The sequence below is a fragment of the Nostocoides sp. genome, from assembly GCF_035343835.1.
Taxonomy (GTDB): Bacteria; Actinomycetota; Actinomycetes; order Actinomycetales; family Dermatophilaceae; genus Nostocoides_A; species Nostocoides_A vanveenii.
In genome coordinates, this window is record NZ_DAOQZV010000024.1 from 1 (window position 1) to 21,842 (window position 21,842).

A 21,842-nucleotide genomic window follows, 5' to 3' on the forward strand; every position below is an offset into this window, starting at 1 on the left:
CGGGCCCGAGCAGCAGGAAGAGCGAGCGGGCCTCCCCCGCGGTCAGGCCGGTCAGATCGGTGCGCGCCCCGCCCACGAGTTGCCAGCCGCCGCCGCGTCCGGCCTGCGGATAGACCGGTATGCCGCTGGCCGACAGTGCTTCGAGGTCGCGGCGCGCTGTGGGCACCGAGACGTCCAACTCGCCGGCCAGTTCGGCAGCGGTCAGCCGGCCCTTCTGCTGCAGCAGGAGAAGGGCGGCGACGAGGCGGTCGGCGCGCATACCGCCAAGATTCGCAGACAAAGTGATCAGTTGGTGATCACTTTGCCGATGACGCTAAGAGCCATGAACACCACAACGAGCACGGTCACCCTCCCCACCCGGGGCCGCTTCAACCTCATGCGCACCGCTCTCGTCGGCTTCGGCCATCGCGCCGAGCAAGACTGGGACGGCGTGATGCGCCTGGCGTTCACCGTCGACGGCACGCACGAGCAGAGCGCTGGGGTCGAGGTCCGGCAGCGCGACGACGAACTCGACCTGACCATCACCTCCGATGCCGATCCGGCGATCGTGGCCGGCCAGGTCGCCCGCGTGCTCTCGGTCCACGTCGACGACGCCGGCTTCGCCGACCTGGCCGGACGTGACCCGGTCGCCGCGGTGCTGGTTGCGGCGGCCGACGGCCTGCGACCGCCGCAGTTCTACTCGCCGTATGAGGCTGCCGCATGGTCGATCCTCAGCGCCCGGCGGTCCGCGGCCCAGGGCCGGGTGCTGCGGCAACGGCTCTGCGAGCAACTCGGCACGGCATACGACCTGGCCGGCCAGACGCTGCACTCCTTCCCGGCGCCCAGCCGGCTGGCGACGTTGGCGCAGTTGCGCGGCCTCCCCGAGGCTGCGATTCCTCGTCTGCAGGCCATCGCGCATGCGGCGCCTGAGGGCAGGCTGTCCGCGGCGCGCTTGTTGGCGATGGACCCCGAGGACGCGCGACTCGATGTCCAGCACCTGCCGGGCATCGGACCCTTCTACAGCGGCCTGATCGTCTACCGCTCGCTCGGCCAGCCCGATGTCCTCGTCCTGATCGAGCCCCGCAGCCGCGCCGCGCTCGAACGCCTCTGCGGCGCGGCTCAGCCGATGACCGATGCGGAGTTCACCGCACGCGCGGAGGCGTGGCGCCCCTACCGGATGTGGATGACCTTCCTGGCCCGGGCCGTGGGCGAGAGCGTGTCTGCGCCGGCCAGATGATCGCCACGCCGAGTCTCTGCGGAGCGAGGCGCCGGGCACGCCGAACGGGTGGCGTCGAGGACTCGACGCCACCCGCCCCCGACCCCCCTCACGCCCGGCCGCGTTGTCAGCCGGCCGCCGAAACGGTGAATCCAGCCGCCACGGGACCTAGCCCGCGTGGGTGAGCGCTCGGGTTGCCGCGGGCATAGATGACCACCGATCTCTACCTCGACGGACTTTCCGCCGGTGTGACGTCGAGGGTCCAGCATCGGGATTACCGGGCGATCAACCCGGGCCGGCCGGCGCCACACGACGCGGAACGTCACCCGGCTCGAGGGAGCCGAGTGACGTTCCGGGGGTGGCGCAGGCCGGCCTTTCAGTCCTCGAAAGAGGCCTTGCGGGTCTTGAGGACCTCGTCGATCAGGCCGTACTCCTTGGCCTCGTCGGCCGAGAGGATCTTGTCGCGCTCGATGTCTTTGCGGACCTGCTCGACGCTGCGGCCGGAGTGCTTGGCCCAGGTCTCCTCGAGCCACTCGCGCATCCGCAGGACCTCCTTGGCCTGGATCTCCAGGTCGGACGCCTGTCCGTAGTCGCCCCCCATGAGCGCCGGCTGGTGGATGAGCACGCGGGCATTCGGCAGGGCGAAGCGCTTGCCGGGCGCACCCGCGCCGAGCAGCACCGCCGCGGCGGACGCGGCTTGGCCGATGACGAAGGTCTGCACATCGGGGCGGATGTACTGCATCGTGTCGTAGATCGCGGTCATCGCCGTGAACGAGCCGCCGGGGCTGTTGATGTACATCAGGATGTCGCGGTCGGGGTCCTGGGACTCCAGCACGATCAACTGGGCGATGATGTCGTCCGCCGAGGCGTCGTCGACCTGCACGCCGAGGAAAATGATGCGGTCCTCGAAGAGCTTGGTGTAGGGGTCGGTGCGCTTCATCCCGTAGGACGTGCGCTCCTCGAACTGCGGGAGGATGTAGCGGCTGCTGGGAGCGGGCACGTGGAGTCGGCCCGCGGCCATACCGAAATCAGTCATGTCTGTCGTCCTTGATCCGTGGCCCGCGGTCACTCGGTGACCGGGTTGTCGTCGGAGGCGGCCTGCTTCGCGCTGCGGAAGACGTGGTCGACGAAGCCGTAGGCCTTCGCTTCCTCGGCGGTGAACCAGCGGTCGCGGTCGGAGTCGGCCTCGATCTGCTCCAGGCTCTGGCCGGTGTGCTGGGCGATCAACTCGGCCATCTGCTTCTTGATGAAGAGCATCTGCTCGGCCTGGATCTTGATGTCCGAGGCCGTACCACCGATACCGCCCGAGGGCTGGTGCATCATCACGCGGGCGTGCGGCGTGGCATAGCGCTTGCCGGGGGTGCCGGCCGAGAGCAGGAACTGGCCCATCGATGCGGCCATCCCCATCGCGACCGTCGCGACGTCATTGGGCACCCAGTTCATGGTGTCGAAGATCGCCATGCCGGCGGTCACCGAGCCGCCCGGGCTGTTGATGTAGAGCCAGATGTCCTTGGTCGGGTCCTCGGCGGCGAGCAGCAGCATCTGCGCACAGATCGCGTTCGCGTTGTCGTCGCGGACTTCGGAGCCGAGGAAGATGATGCGTTCCTTGAGCAGCCGGTTGTAGATGTGATCGTCGAGCCCGAATTGCCCACCCTGGGCAGCTGCGCTGGGGTTGCTCACGCTGGTCTCCGTCCTGACGGCGTGCTCGTTGCGGATAGTCATGGTGACCCTAACGCGCGGCCTTTCCCAGACAATCCCGCCGTATGCCGTGTTCGCCCTGAGCGCAGCGCCCCACCTCTCCCGTCGAGTGGCCGGTTCAGGGTCGTCGAGTGGCCGGTTCAGGGTCGTCGAGTGGCCGGTTCAGGCCGACCCGGTCGCCGCGTCGCTCGGGACGGTCGGCGCGGCTTCGGGCTCAGGCTCGCGCACCGAGGGCACCATCAGCAGGGCCAAGATCGCGCCGGCCCCGACGACGAGCAGCGACTTCAGGACACCGACGTGGTCACCGAGGAAGCCCAACAGGGGCGGGCCGGCGATGAAGGCGGCATACCCGATCGTCGCGACGACCGACATCCGGGAGGCTGCGCGCGCGGGGTCGTCGGCGGACGCACTCATACCGACCGGGAAGCCGAGCGCGGCGCCCAAGCCCCAAATCGCGGCGCCGAGATAGGCGAGGACGGCGCCGCCGAAGATGACCAGAAGCGCCCCCAGCACGGCTAAACCGAAGCTGACCCGAAGCACCGGCACCCGGCCGTGCCGGTCGAGCAGGCCGGTGCCGACAAGGCGGCCGACCGTCATAAACGTCAAGAAGGTTGCGAAGGCGAGCACACCGGCCCAGGTCGGCAGGTCGTACCCCTCGTGGAAGGCGACCGCGAGCCAGTCGTTCGCCGTACCCTCGGTAAAGGCTGCGACAAGCACGACGAAGCCAATCAACAGTGTGCGCGGCTCGGTCCACGCCGAGGCGGCTTTGGTGCCGGCACCCGCGTGGTGGGCTGCCGTAGCCCCGGCTGCCGTCGCGTCGTGCGGCAAGAGCGAACGCAGGGACCACGCCCCGATCACGACGACGAGGACGGCGATCGCGACCATGTGGACGAGGATGCGGACACCGGCCCAGGACAGCGCGGCACCCAGCAGCGCCGAGACCACCGTCCCACCGGAGAAGGCCGCGTGGAAGTGCGGCATGATCGCCCGGCCGAGATGGCGCTCGACGTCGGACCCCTCGAGGTTCATGCCGACATCCCAGGAGCCCACCCCCAGGCCGGCGAGGAAGAGGCCGACCATCAGCAGGGCGCGCGAGTGCGCGACATCGACGCCGAGCCCGATCACCAGGATCCCCGTCGCGGCCATGGCCAGGGCCGTGCTCACCACCGCTCGCAGCCCGAAGCGCTCGATCAGCTTGCCCGTGGAAGGCAGGGCCAGGACCGAGCCGAGCGACATCGCGAACAGGGTGGCCCCGAGTTCGCCCGCGCTCAGGCCGAGTTCCAGCTTGGCGTCGGCGATCCGCGACGCCCAGCCGGCGAAGGCCAGACCGGCGAGAGTGAACAGGGCAAAGACGCTGGTCCGGGCAGCGAGGGCGACCGAACGGTCGACGGGTGCTGGGGTCATCGGGCTTCCTGGGCGAGAGTGGTCGTCGGGGGCAGGCGGGTCACGTGAACGAGGTCGAAACGATTCGAGTCGAACCGATTCGACTAGTGTGCCCTCCATGCCCGCGCCACGTCAAACCCGGAAGGCCTCCTCCGCTACCGGCCGACCGGCCGCTTCGGCCGGACAGCCCGGGCGAGCCAAACGCCCCACGCTCCGCGATGTCGCAGACCTGGCCGGCGTCTCCTTGTCAACGGCCTCGCTCGTCTTCAGCGGCCGCGGGCCGGTCTCCGACGCCACCGCGGCACGCGTGCGCGCCGCAGCGCAAGAACTGGCGTATGCCGGCCCCAACCCCCTCGCCTCCTCGTTGCGTCAGGGCCGCACCGGCACGGTCGGGGTCGTGGTCGAAGGCCGGCTGGGCGACGCCTTCGGCGACCCCTTCGCGCTGACCGTTCTTGACGGTCTCGCCCGCGAGTTGGACGCCATCCCCGCCGCGCTGCTGCTCCTCCCCCGCGAACCGGGCGACGATTCCCGCCTGCTCGCCCAGCTTGGCGCGGCGGCGGTCGACGCGGTCGTTTTTGCGCTCTGCGGGCCGCGGGACGACCCGGCCGTGGACCTCTTGGCCGGGCGCGGCATACCGATGATCGCCGCGGGCGCGCCCGTCGACCCGCGGGTGCCGCAACTGTTGGTGGCCGAGCGGGCCGCCAGCGCGGACGTGGCACGGCTCCTGGTGGGGCTCGGTCATACGCGCATCGGGCACATCACCTTGCCGCTGGCGCCGCGTGTACCCACCGGCCCGGTCGCGCCGGCACAGGTCGCCCTGGCGTCCTATCCGGACGGGGCCGCCCGGGCGCTGGGTGTGCTCGATGTGGCGCCGGATGCCCGCGTGGTGCAGACCACGATGGCCGATGTAGCGTCCGGCGAGCAGGCCGCGCGGCTCCTGCTTGGGGTCCCCGCGCATGAGCGGCCGACCGCCATCATCGCCCAGTCGGACGTCCTGGCCGCCGGTGTCCTCCGGGTGGCGGCCGACCTCGGCCTGCGTGTGCCCGAGGACCTCTCGGTCACCGGATTCGACGGTCTCAACCTGCCCTGGGTGGACGTACGCCTGACCACGGTCGTGCAGGACGGCCAGGCCAAGGGCCGCGCCCTGGGCGCCATGGTCGCCGCCGCCTTATCCGGCGCGAGCGTCCGCACCACTCACTTCCCCACGCACCTGCGTCTCGGCGAGACCACCGGGCCGCCGCCCACTCGCTGACGGCCCGTATGCCGGGGGCACCGCTCGGGCCCGGACAAAGCTGTCAGGCCACCAGAAGCGGTCAGGCCTTGGCGGCCTCGTCGGCAGGCGCGGCCTCGTCGGCAGGCGCGGCCTCGTCGGCGGGCGCCTCCACGGCGTCCGCCTGAACAACCTCACCCTCGATGGTGTCATCGAGCAGGTCGTCAGCGTCGACCTCGAGGATCGGCAATGACGGCTCGTCCTCGGCGTCCTCCTCGACCCCTAGCTCAGAGATGTCCACGACATTGCCCGAGGCGTCGGTGATCCTCGCCCGGTCGAGGACGGCCGCGAGGGCCTTGCGACGCGCCACTTCGGAGACCATGGACGGCACCTGGTTGTTGGCGTCGATGGCCTGGGCGAACTCGTTGGGGTCCATGCGGTACTGCTGCGCCTGCATCAGTAGGTATTCGACGAACTCCTCCTGCGAGACGTCCACGTCTTCCTGCTCCACCAGCGCGTCGAGGATGAACTGCGCCTTCAGCGCCCGGCGGGTGGACTCATTGACCTCGGCCCGGTGCTCGGCGTCCTCGAGGCGACCCTCCTCCTGAAGGTGGTGGTTCACCTCCTGCTCGATGACGCTCTCGGGCATCGGGACATCGAGGGTGTCGAGGAGGTGCTCGAGGATCTTGTCGCGGGCCTGCAGGCCCTGCTCGAACTTCTTGGCGCGCTCGGTGGTGGCGTTCACCTCGGCCTTGAGCTCATCGAGAGTGTCGAACTCCGACGCCAACTGGGCGAAGTCGTCATTGAGCTCCGGCAGCTCGCGCTCCTTGACCGACTGGACCGTGACCGTGCACTCGGCGTCCTCGCCCGCGTGGTCGCCCCCGGCCAGAGGCGCGGTGAACGTCGCCGACTCGCCGGCACTCAGCCCGGTGAGCGCCTCATCGAGGCCGATGAGCATATTGCCGCTGCCGACCTCGTAGGAGATGCCGGCCACCTCGTCGATGGACTCCTCGCCGATGGTGGCGGCCAGGTCGATGGAGACGAAGTCGCCCAAGCCGGCCGCCCGCTCAACCGGGACCAGGGTGCCGAAGCGGGTCCGCAACTGGTCGAGGCGCTCGGTGATGTCCTCGTCGGTGACCACGACGTCATCGACGGTAACCGCGATGGTGTCGAGGTCGGGCAGGGTGATCTCTGGGCGGACGTCGACCTCGGCGGTGAAGGCCAACGGCTCGGAGTCGTCCATGGGCACCGCGGTGACCTCGACCTCGGGCTGCCCGATCGGGCGGACCTCGGCCTCCTCGACGGCCTGGCCGTAGAAGTTCGGGAGGGCCTCGTTGATGGCCTCCTGCAGCACGGCGCCGCGACCCACCCGCTGGTCGATGATCCGCGCCGGAACCTTGCCCTTGCGGAATCCGGGGACCGAGATCTGCGACCCGATCGCTACGTAGGCCGCGTCGATGCTCGGCTTGAGCTCGTCATACGGGACCTCGACGGTCAGCTTGACCCGCGTGGGGCTCAGGGTCTCGGCAGCGGTCTTCATCAGGTGGCACTCCAGCAATCGGATCAGGGTTCGTGCACAGGGGCCCAGCAGTCGAGCGCGCGAGCGCATCGAAACGGGGGCGTGGCTGCGTCCATCCTATGGGCAGCGGCGGTTACGCCCAAAAACGCCGAGCGGCGTCGGGGTAGCCGGATTTGAACCGGCGGCCTTCCGCTCCCAAAGCGGACGCGCTACCAACCTGCGCCATACCCCGTTGCACGGGCGCCCCCAACGAGCGCATTCCTAGCTTTGGCTGGATCGGACGCCGATGGCCCGGTCGAGGGCCCTCGGCTCGCTCGCCGGGATCTCGATGAACCGACGCTGACCTGTGGAAATGCCGTGCGAGCGGGCGACGAGAATCGAACTCGCGTAATCAGTTTGGAAGACTGAGGCTCTACCATTGAGCTACGCCCGCGTGCCGTATGCCCGCGTGGACACCAGCGAGCGTATGGTAGCCGCCCGCTTGCCCGCCCCTGCAAATCCGTGACTGAGTCCGGACGCGCGACGGGCTGCGTCGATGCACGCCTGTGGCTGATGTGGCTCGCGATGATAGAATCACCACGGCCACCGGCCTTGCCGGCTGCGCTCTGCATGTCCTTTTGCTTCGTCGGCACTGCTGCCCAATAGATGACGTCACACCGCGTCCAACCGCCGTCCATACCCAGGGGAACACACCATGACCGACCGCCAGCCCGCGATGAACCGGTCGCGACGCAGCACGGCGCGCCGCGGACTGACCCTCCCCGTCGCCGTCATGGCGACCGTGACGGGCGTCTCCCTGGCCCCGGCCGCGGCGAGCGCCATGACAGGCAACGCGCTGCCGGCGATCATCGTGCTCGCCACGGGCACCGACACCTCGACCAGCGACACGACGACGACGTTCACCCCGCCGCCGACCGACCCGACGACGACCGACGCGACCACGTCCGACCCGACGACCAGCCAGCCGACGACGACCGAGCCGACCTTTACGCCGCCGCCGTCCGACACCACGAGCACCAGCCCGACATCGACCTTCACGCCGCCGCCGACCAGCACCACCGCACCGCCCACCAGCACGCGACCGACGAGCACGAGCAGCACCAGCCGGCCGGCGACCTCGAGCACGAGCACCCGCCCGACCGTCGCGAGCACCACGCCGGTCCCGCCGACGAGCGTCGCTCCCCCACCCCCCAGCACCTCCGGGGCCGTGAGCACGACGGCGCCGATCACATCCACGTCGAGCTCGTCGTCCTCGGCCGCCGGCGCAGGTGCGGACACCCCGACCAACGAAGGCCCGGGCATCCAGGAGCGCGTGAGCAATATCGCCAACGACATCCTGGGCAACGGGACCAACTGGGATTTGATCAAGAAGACCCTGATCGGCCTGGCCCTCGCCGGCCTCGGCGTCCTCGCGATCGCCGTCGTCCGACCCCGGCGCCACTGACCGCTCCGTCCCTCAACCCTGCTGGTACACCCCTGTCCGTAGGGTGGGCTCACTAAGCTCTGCTAGCTGGGCTTAGGTGACCTCCAGCAGGTTCTACCCTGCTGGACGACACCTAACGTGTGCTAGCAGAGTTTAGGAATGCGGCTTGACGCACGAGAAATACGTGCTCGGCCGGCCGGCGGCCAGGGCCTTCCCCTCGAAGCCGTCCAGGTCCTTCCATTCCGGGCGCGGGACTTCGGCAACCGCGAACCCCGGGAACTGCGCCAGCTGGGCCCGCACCCACGCGCGATAGACCGGATGATCGGTCGCGATCAGCAAGCGCCCGCCGGGCGCCAGCAACGTATGCAGCATGGTCAGATTCCGCTGTTGCACGAAGCGCCGCTTGGCGTGCTTCGGCTTGGGCCACGGGTCGGGGAAGAGCAGATGGATCGCGGCGAGCGTCCCGGGCTCGAAGCCGCGCTCGAGTAGCGCCAGCGCATCCCCGGCCCAGACGCGCAGGTTGGTCACGTCACGGGCCTGCGCCGCGGCCAGCATCCGCACGACCCCCGGCAGGTGAACTTCGGCCGCCAGCACATCGTGCTCGGGGTGGGCGGCGGCATACCCGATCGCGGCGGCGCCGTGACCGGAGCCGATCTCGACGACCAGGGGCGCCATCCGCCCGAAGGCCGCCGCGCGATCCACCGGAAGTGCGGTGACCTCCGCGTCGGGCAACAAGGTGACCAGCCGTTCCTTGGTCAACGACGAGAGGCGATACCGCGGCGTATAGGTGCGGATCCGGCTCGGGTGCGCAACACCGTCAGGGACCCCGGTGGTGGGGGTGGTCACGGCTTCCAGACCACCAGGGCCCCGCGGTCGTCGCCGTCCCCACCGAGAGCCTCGCGGCACAGATACGCCGCGAAGCCCTCGAAGCCGACTTGCAGGGCCCGCTCGGCCACGCCGCCCATCCAGTCGATGCCGTCCAGCAACTCTCCGGTCCGCGTCTCGACGATCCCGTCGGTGTAGAGGATCAACGCATCACCGGTGTGCACCTCCCCCTCCATGCGCGGGAAGGGGATGCCGTCGATCAGACCGAGCGCCGGCCCTTGTTCGCCCTGCAGGGGATCCCATGTATTGCGCGCTGCCGAACACCGCATGGCGGGCGGGTGGCCGGCGCTGCTGATCCAGAAGCGGTCCGTGGCGGGATCGATCTCCAGGTGCACCGCGGTAGCGAAGCCCTCGCGCCACGGTTGTCGCACCAGATAGGCGTTGGCCGCGGACAAGAAGCGCTCGGGCTCGACCTGCCCGAGCAGGCCGCTGAAGGCACCGGCCACCATCAGCCCCCGGGAGCCGGCCCGCAAGCCGTTCCCGCTGACATCGATCAGGGCAAACTCCAGGTGCCCCGGGTGAAACCCGGGCGCGCTGATCAGGACGTCCCCGGCGAAGGCATCGCCGAACGCCCCGACCACCGCCGCTTCAGCCCGGTACCCCTCCGGCAGGGCCGGAAGTACGGCCAGCTGCTGCTGGCGCGTCCGCAACTCCACCAGCATCCGGTTGCTGCGCGTGCCATAGGTCCCCAGGCTGGCCCGCGAGGCCGAGAGGGCATACATCGCGATCATGCCGGCGGCCATGCTCGACAACACGGTGATTGCGCGCAGCGGCGTCGTAGGAACGATCCAAAAGACGAGTGCGAGCAGGCCCGCAATGAAGACGTAGAGCCCGATCAGGGGCGCCGGCGACAGGAACAAGCCGGCCACGACGACCCACGGTGCCAGGGTCAGCAGGGGGAACTCGTCGGGCCAGGTGATGTGCAAGGCCGCGCTGCCTGCCACCATCACCATGAGCATGACCAGCCGAGCGCGTTGCGAGAGCCGGATCTGCCCCAGCCGAACCTGCAATCGTCGCCAGGAAACGCGCGGTCCCACGCGTGGGGCTTGGGCGACGGTAGCCATGCCGTCAGTCGCTGGACGGCAGCGGCGGCAGCACGCCGTCCCGCTCGTATGCCGCAACCATCTCCAGGCGACGCACATGCCGCGGATCGTTCGAGAAGGGCGTTGCGAGGAAGGTCGCGACCATCGCCTTCGCCTCGTCCACGGCCGTCATCCGGGCGCCGATGGAAATGACTTGGGCATTGTTGTGCTCGCGCGCAAGCTGCGCCAGTTCTTCGTTGTAGCACAACGCGGCTCGGATGCCGGCGACCTTGTTGGCCGCGAGCTGTTCCCCATTGCCGGAGCCACCGAGCACCACGCCGAGCGAGTCGGGATCGGCCGCCACGGCTTGCGCGGCACGCAGGACGTAGACCGGGTAGTCATCGAGCGCGTCGTACTCGAGCGGCCCGTGATTGGTGACCTCGTGACCCTCCGCGGTCAAGAAGCCGACCAACTCACCGAGGAGTTCGTATGCCGCGTGGTCGCCGCCGATGTGTACGCGCATCAGTCCTCCTGGTCGAAAATCGGACCGCGGGTCCGGGTGCGCTTGAGTTCGAAGAAACCATCGGTTCCGGCGACGAGCACGCAGCCATCCCACAGTCTGCCAGCCGCTTCGCCCCGTGGCGAGGGGCTGACGACCGGGCCGAAGAAGGCGACGCCCTCGACGGCGATCACCGGCGTGCCGACGTCGTCGCCGACCAGGTCGATGGCGCGCTGGTGGGAGGCACGCAGCGCCTCGTCACCGGCGTCGCTCGAGCCGGCGGCAGCGAGGTCGGCCGGCAGCCCCACCTCGGCCAGGGCCTCGGCCATGACGGCGTCGTAGTCTTTGCGCTGCTGGTGATGGATCCGCTCCCCCAGCGCATCGTAGAGCGGTTTGACGACACCGTCGCCGTGCGCCGCGCGCGCGGCCATGATCACCCGGACGGGAGCCCAGGCCGCATCCATCAGGGCGCGGTAGTCCGCCGGCAGATCGCGGCCCTCGTTCAGGACGGACAGGCTCATGACCGACCAGGTGACATCGACCGGGCGAACCTCTTCGACGGCCATCAGCCACCGCGACGTCATCCAGGCCCAGGGGCACACGGGGTCGAACCACATCTCGACCGGCGTGCGAGCAGAGTCGACAGAATGCGAGGTGGGAGACATGCGGTCATTCTGCCACCCTTTCCGGAGCGTGAAAGTATGGCGCGAAACTGGGTGATCCCCAGCCAACCTTTCAGGAGTGAGAAGTGCCCGGAACCAATTTGACGCGCGCTGAGGCCCAGGACCGCGCCGCGATCGTGGCGACCGAGAGCTATGTCGTCAAACTCGACCTGACGACGTCACCGGAGACCTTCCGCAGCGTCACGACTGTGCGTTTCACAGCCACGCCGGGTGCCTCGAGTTTCATCGACCTCATCGCGCCGAGCGTCGAGGCGATCACCCTCAACGGTGAATCGCTCGATCCGGCAACGCATTTCGCCGACTCCCGGATCAGCCTCCCGGATCTCGCGGCCGCCAACGAGCTTGTCGTCGACGCCACCTGCGCCTACATGAACACCGGTGAAGGCCTGCACCGATTCGTCGACCCGGTCGACAACGAGGTCTACCTCTACACCCAGTTCGAGGTCCCAGACAGCCGCCGGATCATGGCCGTCTTCGAGCAGCCCGACCTCAAGGCGACCTTCGCCTTCAGCGTCACCGGACCAGATCACTGGCAGGTCGTCTCGAACGCGATCACCCCACAGCCCGAGCCCGCCGGACCCGGCACGGCCACCTGGACCTTCCCCGCAACGGGGCGGATCTCCTCCTACATCACCGCGCTCGTCGCCGGCCCGTATGCCGTGGTGCGCGACAGCGTCCAGACGCGGGCCGGCACCATCGACCTCGGCGTCTTCTGCCGGACCTCGATGCTGCCCCACCTGGACGCCGACAATGTGCTGGCGGTGACCAAGGCCGGCTTCGGCTTCTTCGAGGAGATGTTCGACGCGCCCTACCCCTTCACCAAGTACGACCAGCTCTTTACGCCCGAATACAACATGGGCGCGATGGAGAACGCCGGCTGCGTGACCATCAACGAGCTCTATGTCTTCCGCGGCAAGGTGCCCGACTCCACCGTCGAGCGCCGGGCACTGACGATCCTGCACGAACTCGCGCATATGTGGTTCGGCGATCTGGTCACCATGAAGTGGTGGGACGACCTCTGGCTCAATGAGTCGTTCGCCGAGTGGGCCTCGACCGTCTGCCAGGCGGAGGCCACCGGGTGGCACTCCGCATGGACCACTTTCTGCACGCACGAGAAGGCCTGGGCCTACCGCCAGGACCAGCTCTCCTCGACGCACCCAATCGTCGCGCCGATCCGCGACCTGCACGATGTCGAGGTCAACTTCGACGGCATCACCTACGCCAAGGGCGCGTCGGTCCTCAAGCAACTCGTTGCGTATGTCGGCCGCGACCCCTTCGTCGCCGGCCTGCGGACCTATTTCGCCAAGCATGCGTGGAGCAATACGACGCTGGGCGATCTGCTCATCGAGCTTGAGGCGGCGTCCGGCCGTGATCTGCGCACGTGGGCGCAACTTTGGTTGGAGACGGCCGGCGTCAATGTCCTTACGCCCCAGATCGATTCGGACGACCGTGGCCTGGTCAGCGCGGCCAGCATCGCTCAGACCTGCGCGTCCGGAGATCAGCAGTTGCGCCCGCATCGCCTCGTCGTTGGGACGTATGACGTGATCGATGGCGCCTTCGTCCGCACCGGCCGGCACGAGCTCGACGTCGACGGCGATAACACGCCGCTGCCGATGCTCATCGGGCAGCCGCGTCCGGCACTGGTCCTGGTCAACGATGAGGATCTTGCCTACGCCAAGATCCGCTTCGACGAGCGTTCGCTTGCCACGGTCCTGGCACATCCGCGGGGCTTCGCCGAAACCTTGCCGCACTCGCTCGCTGTCGCGACCGTCTGGGACATGACACGCGATGGCGAGATGGCGGCGAGCGACTATCTGCCCTATGCCCTGGCCGTCATCGACGGCGAGCGCGACTCCGCGCTGCTGCGCAATCTGCTCGCGCAGGTGCACACCTGCCTGGTCCACTATTTGGCGCCCGAGCACCGGGACGACGCCCACCGCCTGGTCATCGCCCGGGGTCTCGAACTGGCTCAGGCCGCACCGGCCGGAAGCGATGCGCAACTGCAGTTGGTCACGGCATACGCCGCGTTGATCGCCCCCGGCGACGACACGACGACGCTGGCCGGGCTCTACGACGGGTCGGTCACGCTGCCGGGCCTGAGCCTCGACACCGACATGCGGTGGACGCTGTTGACCGGGCTGGTTGCCGCGGGCGCCGCTGGCGATGAGCAGATCCAGGAAGAACTCGAACGCGACAACACCTCCACCGGCCGCGAACGCGCCGCCCGGGCACGAGCGAGCGCGCCGACACCGGCAGCGAAGGCGGTGGCGTGGGCGTGCGGCGTCGAGGACGTCAAGACGCCGAACTCGGTCATCCAGGCCCTGGCGGCCGGGTTCAACCGCGCTACCGATCCGGCCCTCTTGCAGCCCTACATGGCCCGATTCCTCGACGGCGCGCTCGGCATTTACGAGAGCCGCACCCACGCTATCGCCGAGGAGATCAACGGCTTCTATCCGGCGGGATTGGCCGGTCCCGACCTGCTCGCGGCGACGAACGCCTGGCTTGAGGAGCACACCGATGCGCCCGCCGCCGTGCAACGGGTGATGGCCGAGAATCGCGACGGCGTCGCCCGCGCGGTCGCGGCGCAGGAGCGTGACCGGGCGGGTGCCTGAGCGCGACGTGAACTCTTCGATCGCCTGGCTGGAGCTTCTGACCCGCAAGGAGACCTGGACCTGGTTCAGCGATGTCCCGCTGAAGATCCTGCTGACGATCGTCTTGGCCGTCGCCACCCGATGGGTCTTGCACCGGGTCATCCACCGCGCCGTCGGCCTCGCGATCAGCCGTGGCGAGCGCGCCGATCGCACGACTACCCAGCGCGTGTTCGCGCACGCGACCGGCTGGGATCACGATCGGCACAAGCAGCGGCTGGAAACCCTCGGCACGATCCTGCGCAGTGCCGTCACCATCGTCATCGGGCTGATCGCGATCTTGACGGTGATGGCGCTCCTCGGGATCCCCCTGGCTCCGCTGCTCGCGTCGGCGGGGGTCGGCGGAGTGGCCCTCGGCTTCGGGGCACAGAGCCTGGTCAAGGACTTCCTGTCCGGGATCTTCATGATCATGGAAGACCAGTACGGCGTCGGCGACCTGATCGACACCGGTGTCGCGACCGGCACGGTCACCGACGTCAGCCTGCGCATCACGACCTTGCGTGACGGCAACGGAGTCACCTGGCACATCCGCAATGGCGAGATCCTGCGGATCGGCAATCGCAGTCAGGGGTGGGCGATGACGATGGTCGACCTGCCGATTGCCTATGACGCGATGCCGGAGAAGGCGATCCGTGCTCTGAAGGAGATGGTCGCTGCGTTCGCGGCCGACCCGGACTGGGACGGCAAGGTGCTCGACGTTCCTGAGGTGCTGGGCGTCGAGTCCATCGTCGGCTCCACGATGATCCTGCGAGTGATGGCGAAATGCAAGGCGGGAGAAGAGTTTTCGGTGCAGCGTGAGTTGCGTTTGCTCGGCAAGCAGGCCCTCGACAGGGCGGGCGTCCCGGGGCCGCCGGTGAGCGTCATCCCCTCCTCGGGGGGAACCCCATGAGTGAGCCGACGTTCTTCGATGCGGTGGGCGGGCACGCGACCTTCGATCGTCTGGTGACCGCGTTCTATGCCGGTGTGGCCGACGATGCGCCGTTGCGTGCGCTCTACCCGGAGGCGGACCTCGGGCCGGCGGCGGAGCGGCTGCGGATGTTCCTCGAGCAGTACTGGGGCGGCCCGACCACCTACTCCGAGCAGCGCGGGCATCCCCGCTTGCGGATGCGTCATCACCCGTATGCCGTGACCCCCGCCCAGCGTGATCGCTGGCTCCTGCACATGCTCGCGGCCGTGGACACCCTCGAGTTGGACGAGGCCCACGACCTGATTCTGCGCGACTACCTCACGCGCGCGGCCTACTCCCTCGTCAATACCCTCGACTAATCGTCGAAAGGCCGGTACAACCCCGTCGAGAGGCCGGTTCAGCCCCGTCGAGAGGCCGGTCTGGGCGGTCTGGGTCGCACGCAGCGGGCGGGCCGGGTCTCGCCTCGATCACGGAGTCAGTTGACGCTCGCCGAACACGTCGACCAGGGTGTCCGGGCGGTCGGTCACGATCCCGTCAACGCCGAGGTCGAGCAGTCGTCGCATCTCGGCCGGGTCGTCGATCGTCCAGACGTGCAGGTGCTTGCCGAGGCGATGCACCTGACGCACCAGCCCCGGGGTGACCAGTCGGATCCTCCGCCCGCGGACGGTATGCCCGGTCGGGATCTGCAGCACTGGCGCCGGCGAGTGCAAAACCCGGCTGAGCAGATGCGGCGTGAAGCGCATCTGGGCCACCCCACGCGGCCCCATCGCCGTGGCGAGCCCGGGTCCGAGCGCCTTGCGCACCGCTGCCAGGCGGGCGTCGGAGAAGGAGCCGACGCAGACCCGGTCAAGGGCGCTGTGCGAGCGGATGGCCGCTACCAGCGGCTCGATCGCCCCCACCGCCTTCACGTCGATATTGATGCGAGCCTCGGGAAAGGTCTCCAGCACCTCGTCCAACAGCGGTATGCCGTCGCCCGCGGCCGTGCGGGCGGCCGCCACAACGGCATACGGCAAGTCGGCGATGGCACCGGCGGTGTCGGTCACCCGGTCCAGGACAGTGTCGTGAAAGGCGACGAGGACACCGTCCGAGGTTGCGTGCAAATCCGTTTCCAGATAGCGAAAGCCAAGGTCGATCGCCGCGCCGAAGGCGGCAATGGTGTTCTCCCGCCCCACATTTGGGGTGAATTCGGCGCCGCCGCGGTGCGCGAGGCCGACCGGCCCGGTGGTGTCGAAATACGGATGGTCGGCCGCGCGCATCGCGATCAGTACCGTGCCCAGATAGCGGTGTCGGTGGGCACCTTGCCGTCTGCCGTCAGCTCGCCGGACGCGACGACGAGGTCCGCGCCCTCGGGCAGCGCGACCGGGATCTCGCCGAGATTGAGCAGCACGAGCGTCGGGTAGGCGTCGTCCTTGCCCGTGTTGAGATAGGCCACGACATCCTCGCCGAGGCCGCCGATCTCGCGCAGGCTGCCCAGCCCCAGCTCGCGCTCGCGCCGGAGGTGCAGCAGGCGCGTGTACAGGTCGAGGGTGGAGCCCTCGGCGTCGGCCTGTTGGTCCGCGGCGAGCGCGGCATACGCCTCGGGCTGCGGCAGCCACACCTTCTCCGACGGCCCGAAGCCGAGCCCCGGCGCATCGTGGGTCCACGGCAGCGGGATCCGGCAGCCGTCGCGGCCGAGTTCCTTGTGGCCGGTGCGCAGGTAGACCGGGTCCTCGCGCAGCTCGTTGGGGACCTCCATCGACTCGGGGAGCCCGAGTTCCTCACCCTGATAGATGTATGCCGACCCCGACAGCCCCAGCATCAGCGTCGTCGCCGCGCGGGCGCGGCGCAGACCGACGACCGGGTCGGGCTGCGGGTCACCGATGCCGATGCCATTGGGCCGCTTGGTGCCGACCGGCAGGGCTAGTCGGGTGGCGTGCCGGATGACATCGTGATTGGACAGCACCCAGGTCGCCGGGGCGCCGACCGAGTCGCACACCTCCAACGACTTGCGGATGACCGCGCGCAGATCCGTTGCCCGCCAAGGGCATTCGAGGAAGTCGAAGTTGAAGGCCTGGTGGAACTCGGTTTTGCGGATGTAGAGCGCCGCCCGCTCCGGCGGGTTGACCCACGCCTCGGCGCACAGAATGCGATCCGGCTCGCCATAGCTGTCGAGCAACGCCCGCCAGCTCTCGTAGATTGTGTGCACGCCGTCCTGGTCCCACATCGGCGCCGCGTTGGTCGCCTCCTCCGGATCGTCGGGGCCGAGCAACTCCTGCGGCCCGGCCCAGTCCGGCAGCGACGGCTCCTTGACCAGACCGTGGGCGACGTCGACGCGGAAACCCGCAACACCGCGCTCGACCCAGAAGCGGATGACGTCGAGGAACTCCTCGCGGACCTCCGGGTTGTCCCAGTTCAGGTCCGGCTGCTTGACGTCGAAGATGTGGAGGTACCACTGGCCCGGGGTGCCGTCGGCCTCGGTGACGCGGGTCCAGCCCGGACCGCCGAAGACGGACTTCCAATTGTTCGGCGGCTCGCTGCCGTCGACGCCTTTGCCGTCGCGGAACATGTATCGCGCGCGCTCGGGGCTGCCCGGCGCTGCGGCGAGGGCGGCCTGGAACCAGGGGTGTTCGTCGGAGGAGTGATTGGGCACCAGGTCGACAATGACCTTCAGCCCCAACGCATTTGCGTCGTCGAGCAGGCCTTGGAAGTCGGCGAGGGTGCCGAAGAGGGGGTCGATGTCGCGGTAGTTGGCGACGTCATACCCGGCGTCCGCCTGCGGCGAGACATAGAAGGGGGAAAACCATACGGCATCAACGCCGAGGGCCTTCAGATAGGGCAGTTTGGCGCGCGCCCCGGGCAGGTCGCCGATGCCATTGCCAGTGCTGTCGGCGAACGAACGCGGATAGATCTGATAGATCACGGCGTGCCGCCACCAGGCCGCGTCGGCCCGGTCGTGGTCGTGGATCGTCGTGGTTGTCGGCTGCGCAGGGGGGGCGGTCGTCACGGGCACCTATTGGACCGCATATCGGCCCTCGGACCCAAACTGATTCGCGGGTGTTTCGGATGTTGTTCATCGCAGGCTCGACGGTGTTGACCGTCGCGGCTCGACGGTGTTGACCGTCGCGGCGAGCGTGCCGGTCAGGCGCCGGTCAGCAGGTCCGCGAGGGCGCGGACGGTCCGCTCGCCCCCAGCCAGGTGCCAGCGATATCCCCTGTGGTGCAGGACCTGCGCGTGGCCACCGGCGCCGAGCACGAGGGCTAGCCCGGGATACCAGTCCCAGTCCGCCGTGCCACTTTGCATGAAGGCCCCGAGGCGTCCCGTCGCGACGGCCGCGAGATCGCACGACCCGCTCCCGAGCACCCGGATGGTCGCGGGCCCGCGCGCCGCTGCCAGCCAGGGTTCGAGAACGTTCGGGTCACCGATGCGGGCCGGATGCAGATAGGTCGCGAGGCAGATCTGCTCTAAGGGAAGGTCGGGCATCGGTGTCAGGAGCCGGCCGTTGAGCTGGGTGCTGGGCCGACCGTCAGCGGTGACCCCACCGACCCAGGTCTCGTCGGTCAGCTCGCGTCGAACCGCGCCGAGCAGGCCACCATCGTTGTCCCGCAACGCAATTGCACTGCACCAGTTGCCGATCTCGTGGGCATAGTTGTAGGTCCCGTCGATCGGATCGATGATCCATTGCCGGCCATTACGCGACTCGCGCGCCGCGCCCTCCTCACCCAGGATGCCGTCGTCGGGTCGCAGCGCGGTCAGCGCGGCCACGATCTCCTCCTCGGCGGCGTGGTCGGCTGCGGTGACGATGTCGGAGATCGAGGTCTTGCGGATGCGCTCGAGCGGCTCGCGACGCAGCATCGTGCCGAGCGCGGCGCCGCGCTCGACGAGCAGCGTGGCCAGGACAGCGTCGTCAACGATGTCCGAGCGGTCTGCCAGGCTCTCGATCCAGGCCGGGGTGGGCGCCGTCGTCGGTTCCGTCTGCACGGGCGTCATGGCCTCACCCTAGGCGCGCCGGGCGACGCCGCGGCGAATCTCATCTGGCCAGGACATGGCCGGCAGACGTGCTCAGGCGCCACCAGGGCCCGCTGCGATGCACGCTCGCCGAGCCGTTCTCCACCAGGAACCGCAGCCCGTATGCCGCGAAGGCCATCCCGCCCGGAGCACCGCCCGCCGCCGGCATGGCCTCGCCCCACACCCGAGCCCGCAGGGCATCGACCTGCGCGGCGAGGCCGGTACCGGCCGCGCCGAGTTGGGCGATGCCGGTGCGGGCGACCGTGAGCAGGTCCTCGGAGCTCACATCCGCCGCGTGGACCCACCCGGCGCGCGGTGGCGTGATTGCTGCCCATTGGACAAAGACCGAGGCGGGGGGCACGGGGATCACCGGATCGTTCTCGGGATGGCCGAGCACCCAGGCCAGGCGATCGAGGATGGCGCCGACGGGGACCGCATTGTCCGACTCCACCGGGTCGGCCAGGGCGAAGGTGCGCAGACCGAGCACCGTCCCGGCACCGGAGAGCCCGCGACCGGGGAGCATCCCGACATAGGCTGCGAGGACGGGGCCGAGGGCGTGCAGGCGCACGGCCGCCTCGGGATCCGCCTGGCGTGCCAGCGTCAGATAGCTCTGTAGGTCCGACAGCGAGGCGCGGTCGGCGAAGACGTAGGCACCCGCGACCGCGCTGGGCATGCTCACCGCGGCCGCCTGCGGAAGCCGACCGGTCCACCGGCGTGCTCGGCGAGGGCGGCGCGTTCGTCGGCACTGAGCCGACGGGGCGAGGCGGACGCGAAGTCGTAGGCGACCAGCGTGGTCTCGGCGCGGGCATACGTCGTGGTCCCGATGTCATCGGGGTCGCACACGTCATATCCAATGTCGAAGTTTGCGCCGCCAATTGCCTTGGTCCACATGAAGATTCGCACCGGCGCAGGCCGGAAGTCGAGCGGCGCAAGGTATTCGATCTCGTGGCGGGCAACGAGGACGCCGGTCCGAAGCATGTCTTCGCGCTCCCCCAGCCACTCGCGGATCGCGACGACACGCGCATCCTCGAGCAGACGCAGAAATTGCACATTGTTCACGTGCGCGTAGGCGTCCATATCGCTCCAGCGAAGGGGCACGTCGACGTAGTAGTCGCGATCGGTCACCCGTCATCACTACGCCACGTCCGGCATCGGCGCAAGTCACTAGGGTGGAGCGGTGCCCGACACCTCTGCCGAGTCCCTGCTGGAGATCCTCACCCTTCAGGAGGTAGGGACCGCATCGATCGCCACCTCGGGCACCTTCCATCCCGAGTATGCCGGCGAGACCGGCGCCCGCGTCTTCATGGCCCCGAGCCAGCGGATGCCCCAGCGGCGGGTCTTCGGCGGTCAGGTGCTTGCTCAGTGCGTGATGGCCGCGGGGCTGACTGTGCGCGATGCCGCGCCCACGCGCGCGGTGCACAGCCTGCACGGCTACTTCATCCGACCCGGCGACGACACCTTGCCCATCCGGTTCGCGGTCGAGAACCTCCGCGACGGCAACTCCTTCTCCACCCGCCGTGTGCACGCCCTCCAGAACGGACAGGTCATCTTGTCGATGATCTCCTCTTTCCAGGAGCCGGCCGGGGGTCTCGATCACCAGGACCCGATGCCGCACGTGCCCGCGCCGGAGGACGTCGAGCCCTATCGCGAGGAGTTGCGCCGCCGCGCCTACCCCGGCACGGCCCGCGAGACGATCGCCGCCCGGCCTGTGGAGTTGCGGCATGTCGAAGGCAATCTCTACACCCGCTCCATCGAGGACGGCCGAAGCCGGCAGCACGTCTGGATGCGGGCCGCTGCGGGCCTGCCCGACGATGACCTCCTGCACGCCGCGGTGCTCGCCTATGCCTCGGACTATTCGCTTCTGGAGCCGATCCTGCGCCGGCACAACCTCGGGTGGGCTGACCCGCGCCTGCGCGTGGCGAGCCTCGATCACGCGATGTGGTTCCACCGTCCCGTCCGTATGGACGATTGGCTGCTGTATGCCGAGGAGTCACCGTCCGCACAGGGCGGTCGCGGCCTCGGCATCGGCCGGATGTTTCGCCGCGACGGGACCCTGGTCGCGACCGTCGCCCAGGAGGGCATGATGCGCGTCAAGGAGTCCTGAGCGTCGCGGCCATGCCTGTCGCTGCCCTCTTTCCTCACCCGTACCGGGCTTCTGCACCCCGACACTGGTCCGGACCGGTGCAGAAGTGCGCGTCCGGTGTCGACGCGCGCATCCGGTGTCGACGTGCGCATCCGGTGCAGAAGTGCGAACTGAGGTCGTCGTGGGGAAGTGCTGTCCGGGGCGCGTCGCCCGGCACCTCCCGCCGTCCACAGCCCCTGGGACGCGCGCTTGCCTTAGCAGGTTTTGCGAGCGCCCTGGGCCTACCGGCTCGGCGCTGCCAGCGTGTCGGTCATGAACCAGCAGTTCGAACTGCCCACGATCCTGCGGGCCCGCGAGACCCACTGGCGAGACCTGCGCCAGGGCCGTTCGGACGGCAGAGTTGAGCGAGTACGGCGCGGGTTCTACGTCACCGTCAGCCGTGACCGACCGGCCTGGGAAGTCGCCCGTGACCGCGAACTCGCGGCGATCGCTGCCGCGGCTGCAGCCCTAAGTTGCGCCTACGCGTTCAGTCACACCACGGCGGCACGCTTGCTCGGACTCTCGACAGGGCCGTGGGATGGTGTCGTCCACATCACCACCCGCCGCCGCCACGGCTCGACGGCGAGGGCGGGCGTGCAGCGGCACTTCAGTGCCGACCCACCGACCGAGTTCGGCGCGGTCGGAGGACTGACCACGACGATCG

Annotated in this window: 22 protein-coding genes, 2 tRNA genes and 1 pseudogene; 8 read left to right on the forward strand and 17 right to left on the reverse strand. The window is 69.1% G+C overall.

Annotated features, from left to right (window positions below):
• A partial coding sequence (locus tag PKH97_RS03280) for an HTH domain-containing protein (RefSeq protein ID WP_324385974.1) occupies positions 1-259 on the reverse strand: 259 nt, incomplete at its 3' end.
• 63 nt (positions 260-322) lie between these two features.
• On the opposite strand from PKH97_RS03280, the gene PKH97_RS03285 reads away from it, so the two are divergent.
• On the forward strand, positions 323-1,216 hold the full coding sequence (locus PKH97_RS03285) for a hypothetical protein (protein ID WP_324385975.1): 894 nt from the start codon (positions 323-325) through the stop codon (positions 1,214-1,216).
• A gap of 355 nt (positions 1,217-1,571) precedes the next feature.
• Here the strand turns inward: PKH97_RS03285 and PKH97_RS03290 are convergent, their stop codons facing one another.
• The 3 genes from PKH97_RS03290 to PKH97_RS03300 form a co-directional block, all read right to left on the reverse strand.
• Positions 1,572-2,231, reverse strand: coding sequence for an ATP-dependent Clp protease proteolytic subunit (locus tag PKH97_RS03290; RefSeq protein ID WP_324385976.1), 660 nt, complete (start codon positions 2,229-2,231; stop codon positions 1,572-1,574).
• A 29-nt stretch (positions 2,232-2,260) separates the two neighbouring features.
• A complete protein-coding gene (locus PKH97_RS03295; RefSeq protein ID WP_324385977.1) occupies positions 2,261-2,875 on the reverse strand; it encodes an ATP-dependent Clp protease proteolytic subunit in 615 nt (204 codons plus the stop codon).
• A 180-nt stretch (positions 2,876-3,055) separates the two neighbouring features.
• A complete protein-coding gene (locus PKH97_RS03300) occupies positions 3,056-4,297 on the reverse strand; it encodes an MFS transporter (protein WP_324385978.1) in 1,242 nt (413 codons plus the stop codon).
• Positions 4,298-4,394: 97 nt separating this feature from the next.
• Between PKH97_RS03300 and PKH97_RS03305 the strand changes: the two genes are divergently transcribed.
• Positions 4,395-5,528, forward strand: coding sequence for a LacI family DNA-binding transcriptional regulator (locus tag PKH97_RS03305; RefSeq protein WP_324385979.1), 1,134 nt, complete (start codon positions 4,395-4,397; stop codon positions 5,526-5,528).
• A 61-nt stretch (positions 5,529-5,589) separates the two neighbouring features.
• On the opposite strand, the gene tig is transcribed toward PKH97_RS03305, so the two are convergent.
• The 4 genes from tig to PKH97_RS03325 form a co-directional block, all read right to left on the reverse strand.
• A complete protein-coding gene (gene tig / locus PKH97_RS03310) occupies positions 5,590-7,026 on the reverse strand; it encodes a trigger factor (protein WP_324385980.1) in 1,437 nt (478 codons plus the stop codon).
• 137 nt (positions 7,027-7,163) lie between these two features.
• Positions 7,164-7,237 (reverse strand) — tRNA-Pro (locus tag PKH97_RS03315).
• 130 nt (positions 7,238-7,367) lie between these two features.
• Positions 7,368-7,438: transfer RNA gene (locus tag PKH97_RS03320), tRNA-Gly, on the reverse strand.
• 218 nt (positions 7,439-7,656) lie between these two features.
• A complete protein-coding gene (locus PKH97_RS03325; RefSeq protein WP_324385981.1) occupies positions 7,657-8,283 on the reverse strand; it encodes a hypothetical protein in 627 nt (208 codons plus the stop codon).
• Positions 8,284-8,317: 34 nt separating this feature from the next.
• Between PKH97_RS03325 and PKH97_RS03330 the strand changes: the two genes are divergently transcribed.
• Positions 8,318-8,449, forward strand: a complete 132-nt coding sequence (locus PKH97_RS03330; RefSeq protein WP_324385982.1) for a hypothetical protein — start codon at positions 8,318-8,320, stop codon at positions 8,447-8,449.
• Positions 8,450-8,581: 132 nt separating this feature from the next.
• Here the strand turns inward: PKH97_RS03330 and PKH97_RS03335 are convergent, their stop codons facing one another.
• The 4 genes from PKH97_RS03335 to PKH97_RS03350 are packed head-to-tail and all read right to left on the reverse strand — an operon-like array spanning position 8,582 to position 11,499.
• Positions 8,582-9,274 carry a tRNA (guanosine(46)-N7)-methyltransferase TrmB gene (locus PKH97_RS03335; RefSeq protein WP_324385983.1) on the reverse strand — a complete coding sequence of 231 codons (693 nt, stop codon included), beginning with the start codon at positions 9,272-9,274 and terminating at the stop codon, positions 8,582-8,584.
• A complete protein-coding gene (locus PKH97_RS03340) occupies positions 9,271-10,377 on the reverse strand; it encodes a PP2C family protein-serine/threonine phosphatase (protein ID WP_324385984.1) in 1,107 nt (368 codons plus the stop codon). The genes PKH97_RS03335 and PKH97_RS03340 overlap by 4 nt, the downstream gene beginning before the upstream one ends.
• 4 nt (positions 10,378-10,381) lie before the next feature.
• Entirely contained in the window at positions 10,382-10,858 is a 477-nt protein-coding gene (locus tag PKH97_RS03345) for a ribose-5-phosphate isomerase (RefSeq protein ID WP_324385985.1), read from the reverse strand.
• Entirely contained in the window at positions 10,858-11,499 is a 642-nt protein-coding gene (locus tag PKH97_RS03350) for a DsbA family protein (RefSeq protein WP_324385986.1), read from the reverse strand. Before PKH97_RS03350 ends, PKH97_RS03345 begins: the two co-directional genes overlap by 1 nt.
• Positions 11,500-11,582: 83 nt before the next feature.
• Here PKH97_RS03350 and pepN point away from each other — a divergent pair, with 83 nt between their 5' ends.
• From pepN to PKH97_RS03365, 3 genes are read left to right on the forward strand one after another with little or no spacing between them, the layout of a single operon-like run.
• Positions 11,583-14,129 carry an aminopeptidase N gene (gene pepN / locus PKH97_RS03355; protein WP_324385987.1) on the forward strand — a complete coding sequence of 849 codons (2,547 nt, stop codon included), beginning with the start codon at positions 11,583-11,585 and terminating at the stop codon, positions 14,127-14,129.
• 7 nt (positions 14,130-14,136) lie between these two features.
• Positions 14,137-15,054, forward strand: coding sequence for a mechanosensitive ion channel family protein (locus PKH97_RS03360; RefSeq protein WP_324385988.1), 918 nt, complete (start codon positions 14,137-14,139; stop codon positions 15,052-15,054).
• The gene (locus tag PKH97_RS03365) at positions 15,051-15,431 is read left to right on the forward strand and encodes a globin (protein ID WP_324385989.1); all 381 of its coding nucleotides are present in this window, start codon (positions 15,051-15,053) and stop codon (positions 15,429-15,431) included. Before PKH97_RS03360 ends, PKH97_RS03365 begins: the two co-directional genes overlap by 4 nt.
• 108 nt (positions 15,432-15,539) lie before the next feature.
• On the opposite strand, the gene PKH97_RS03370 is transcribed toward PKH97_RS03365, so the two are convergent.
• The 5 genes from PKH97_RS03370 to PKH97_RS03390 all read right to left on the reverse strand — a co-directional run bounded on the left by PKH97_RS03370 (position 15,540) and on the right by PKH97_RS03390 (position 20,181).
• A complete protein-coding gene (locus PKH97_RS03370) occupies positions 15,540-16,328 on the reverse strand; it encodes a glycerophosphodiester phosphodiesterase (RefSeq protein ID WP_324385990.1) in 789 nt (262 codons plus the stop codon).
• 5 nt (positions 16,329-16,333) lie between these two features.
• Positions 16,334-18,055 carry a glycoside hydrolase family 13 protein gene (locus PKH97_RS03375; protein ID WP_324385991.1) on the reverse strand — a complete coding sequence of 574 codons (1,722 nt, stop codon included), beginning with the start codon at positions 18,053-18,055 and terminating at the stop codon, positions 16,334-16,336.
• A gap of 134 nt (positions 18,056-18,189) precedes the next feature.
• A complete protein-coding gene (locus PKH97_RS03380; RefSeq protein WP_324385992.1) occupies positions 18,190-19,038 on the reverse strand; it encodes an inositol monophosphatase family protein in 849 nt (282 codons plus the stop codon).
• Between the two features lie 40 nt (positions 19,039-19,078).
• On the reverse strand, positions 19,079-19,729 hold the full coding sequence (locus tag PKH97_RS03385; RefSeq protein WP_324385995.1) for a hypothetical protein: 651 nt from the start codon (positions 19,727-19,729) through the stop codon (positions 19,079-19,081).
• Positions 19,730-19,731: 2 nt separating this feature from the next.
• Complete coding sequence (locus tag PKH97_RS03390; RefSeq protein WP_324385993.1) at positions 19,732-20,181, reverse strand: acyl-CoA thioesterase; 450 nt, start codon at positions 20,179-20,181, stop codon at positions 19,732-19,734.
• 52 nt (positions 20,182-20,233) lie between these two features.
• Between PKH97_RS03390 and PKH97_RS03395 the strand changes: the two genes are divergently transcribed.
• Positions 20,234-21,160 carry an acyl-CoA thioesterase II gene (locus tag PKH97_RS03395; protein ID WP_324385994.1) on the forward strand — a complete coding sequence of 309 codons (927 nt, stop codon included), beginning with the start codon at positions 20,234-20,236 and terminating at the stop codon, positions 21,158-21,160.
• Positions 21,161-21,451: 291 nt separating this feature from the next.
• A pseudogene (locus tag PKH97_RS03400) lies at positions 21,452-21,842 on the forward strand (hypothetical protein); the annotation flags it as partial.

What these genes read in the sequence shown, in the direction of transcription:
- PKH97_RS03285 (WP_324385975.1), top strand. Translation starts at nt 323, where the DNA reads ATGAACACCACAACGAGCACGGTCACCCTCCCCACCCGGGGCCGCTTC.
- PKH97_RS03290 (WP_324385976.1), bottom strand. Translation starts at nt 2,231, where the DNA reads ATGACTGATTTCGGTATGGCCGCGGGCCGACTCCACGTGCCCGCTCCC.
- PKH97_RS03300 (WP_324385978.1), bottom strand. Translation starts at nt 4,297, where the DNA reads ATGACCCCAGCACCCGTCGACCGTTCGGTCGCCCTCGCTGCCCGGACC.
- PKH97_RS03305 (WP_324385979.1), top strand. Translation starts at nt 4,395, where the DNA reads ATGCCCGCGCCACGTCAAACCCGGAAGGCCTCCTCCGCTACCGGCCGA.
- tig (WP_324385980.1), bottom strand. Translation starts at nt 7,026, where the DNA reads ATGAAGACCGCTGCCGAGACCCTGAGCCCCACGCGGGTCAAGCTGACC.
- PKH97_RS03340 (WP_324385984.1), bottom strand. Translation starts at nt 10,377, where the DNA reads ATGGCTACCGTCGCCCAAGCCCCACGCGTGGGACCGCGCGTTTCCTGG.
- PKH97_RS03345 (WP_324385985.1), bottom strand. Translation starts at nt 10,858, where the DNA reads ATGCGCGTACACATCGGCGGCGACCACGCGGCATACGAACTCCTCGGT.
- PKH97_RS03350 (WP_324385986.1), bottom strand. Translation starts at nt 11,499, where the DNA reads ATGTCTCCCACCTCGCATTCTGTCGACTCTGCTCGCACGCCGGTCGAG.
- PKH97_RS03365 (WP_324385989.1), top strand. Translation starts at nt 15,051, where the DNA reads ATGAGTGAGCCGACGTTCTTCGATGCGGTGGGCGGGCACGCGACCTTC.
- PKH97_RS03370 (WP_324385990.1), bottom strand. Translation starts at nt 16,328, where the DNA reads ATGCGCGCGGCCGACCATCCGTATTTCGACACCACCGGGCCGGTCGGC.
- PKH97_RS03380 (WP_324385992.1), bottom strand. Translation starts at nt 19,038, where the DNA reads ATGACGCCCGTGCAGACGGAACCGACGACGGCGCCCACCCCGGCCTGG.
- PKH97_RS03385 (WP_324385995.1), bottom strand. Translation starts at nt 19,729, where the DNA reads ATGCCCAGCGCGGTCGCGGGTGCCTACGTCTTCGCCGACCGCGCCTCG.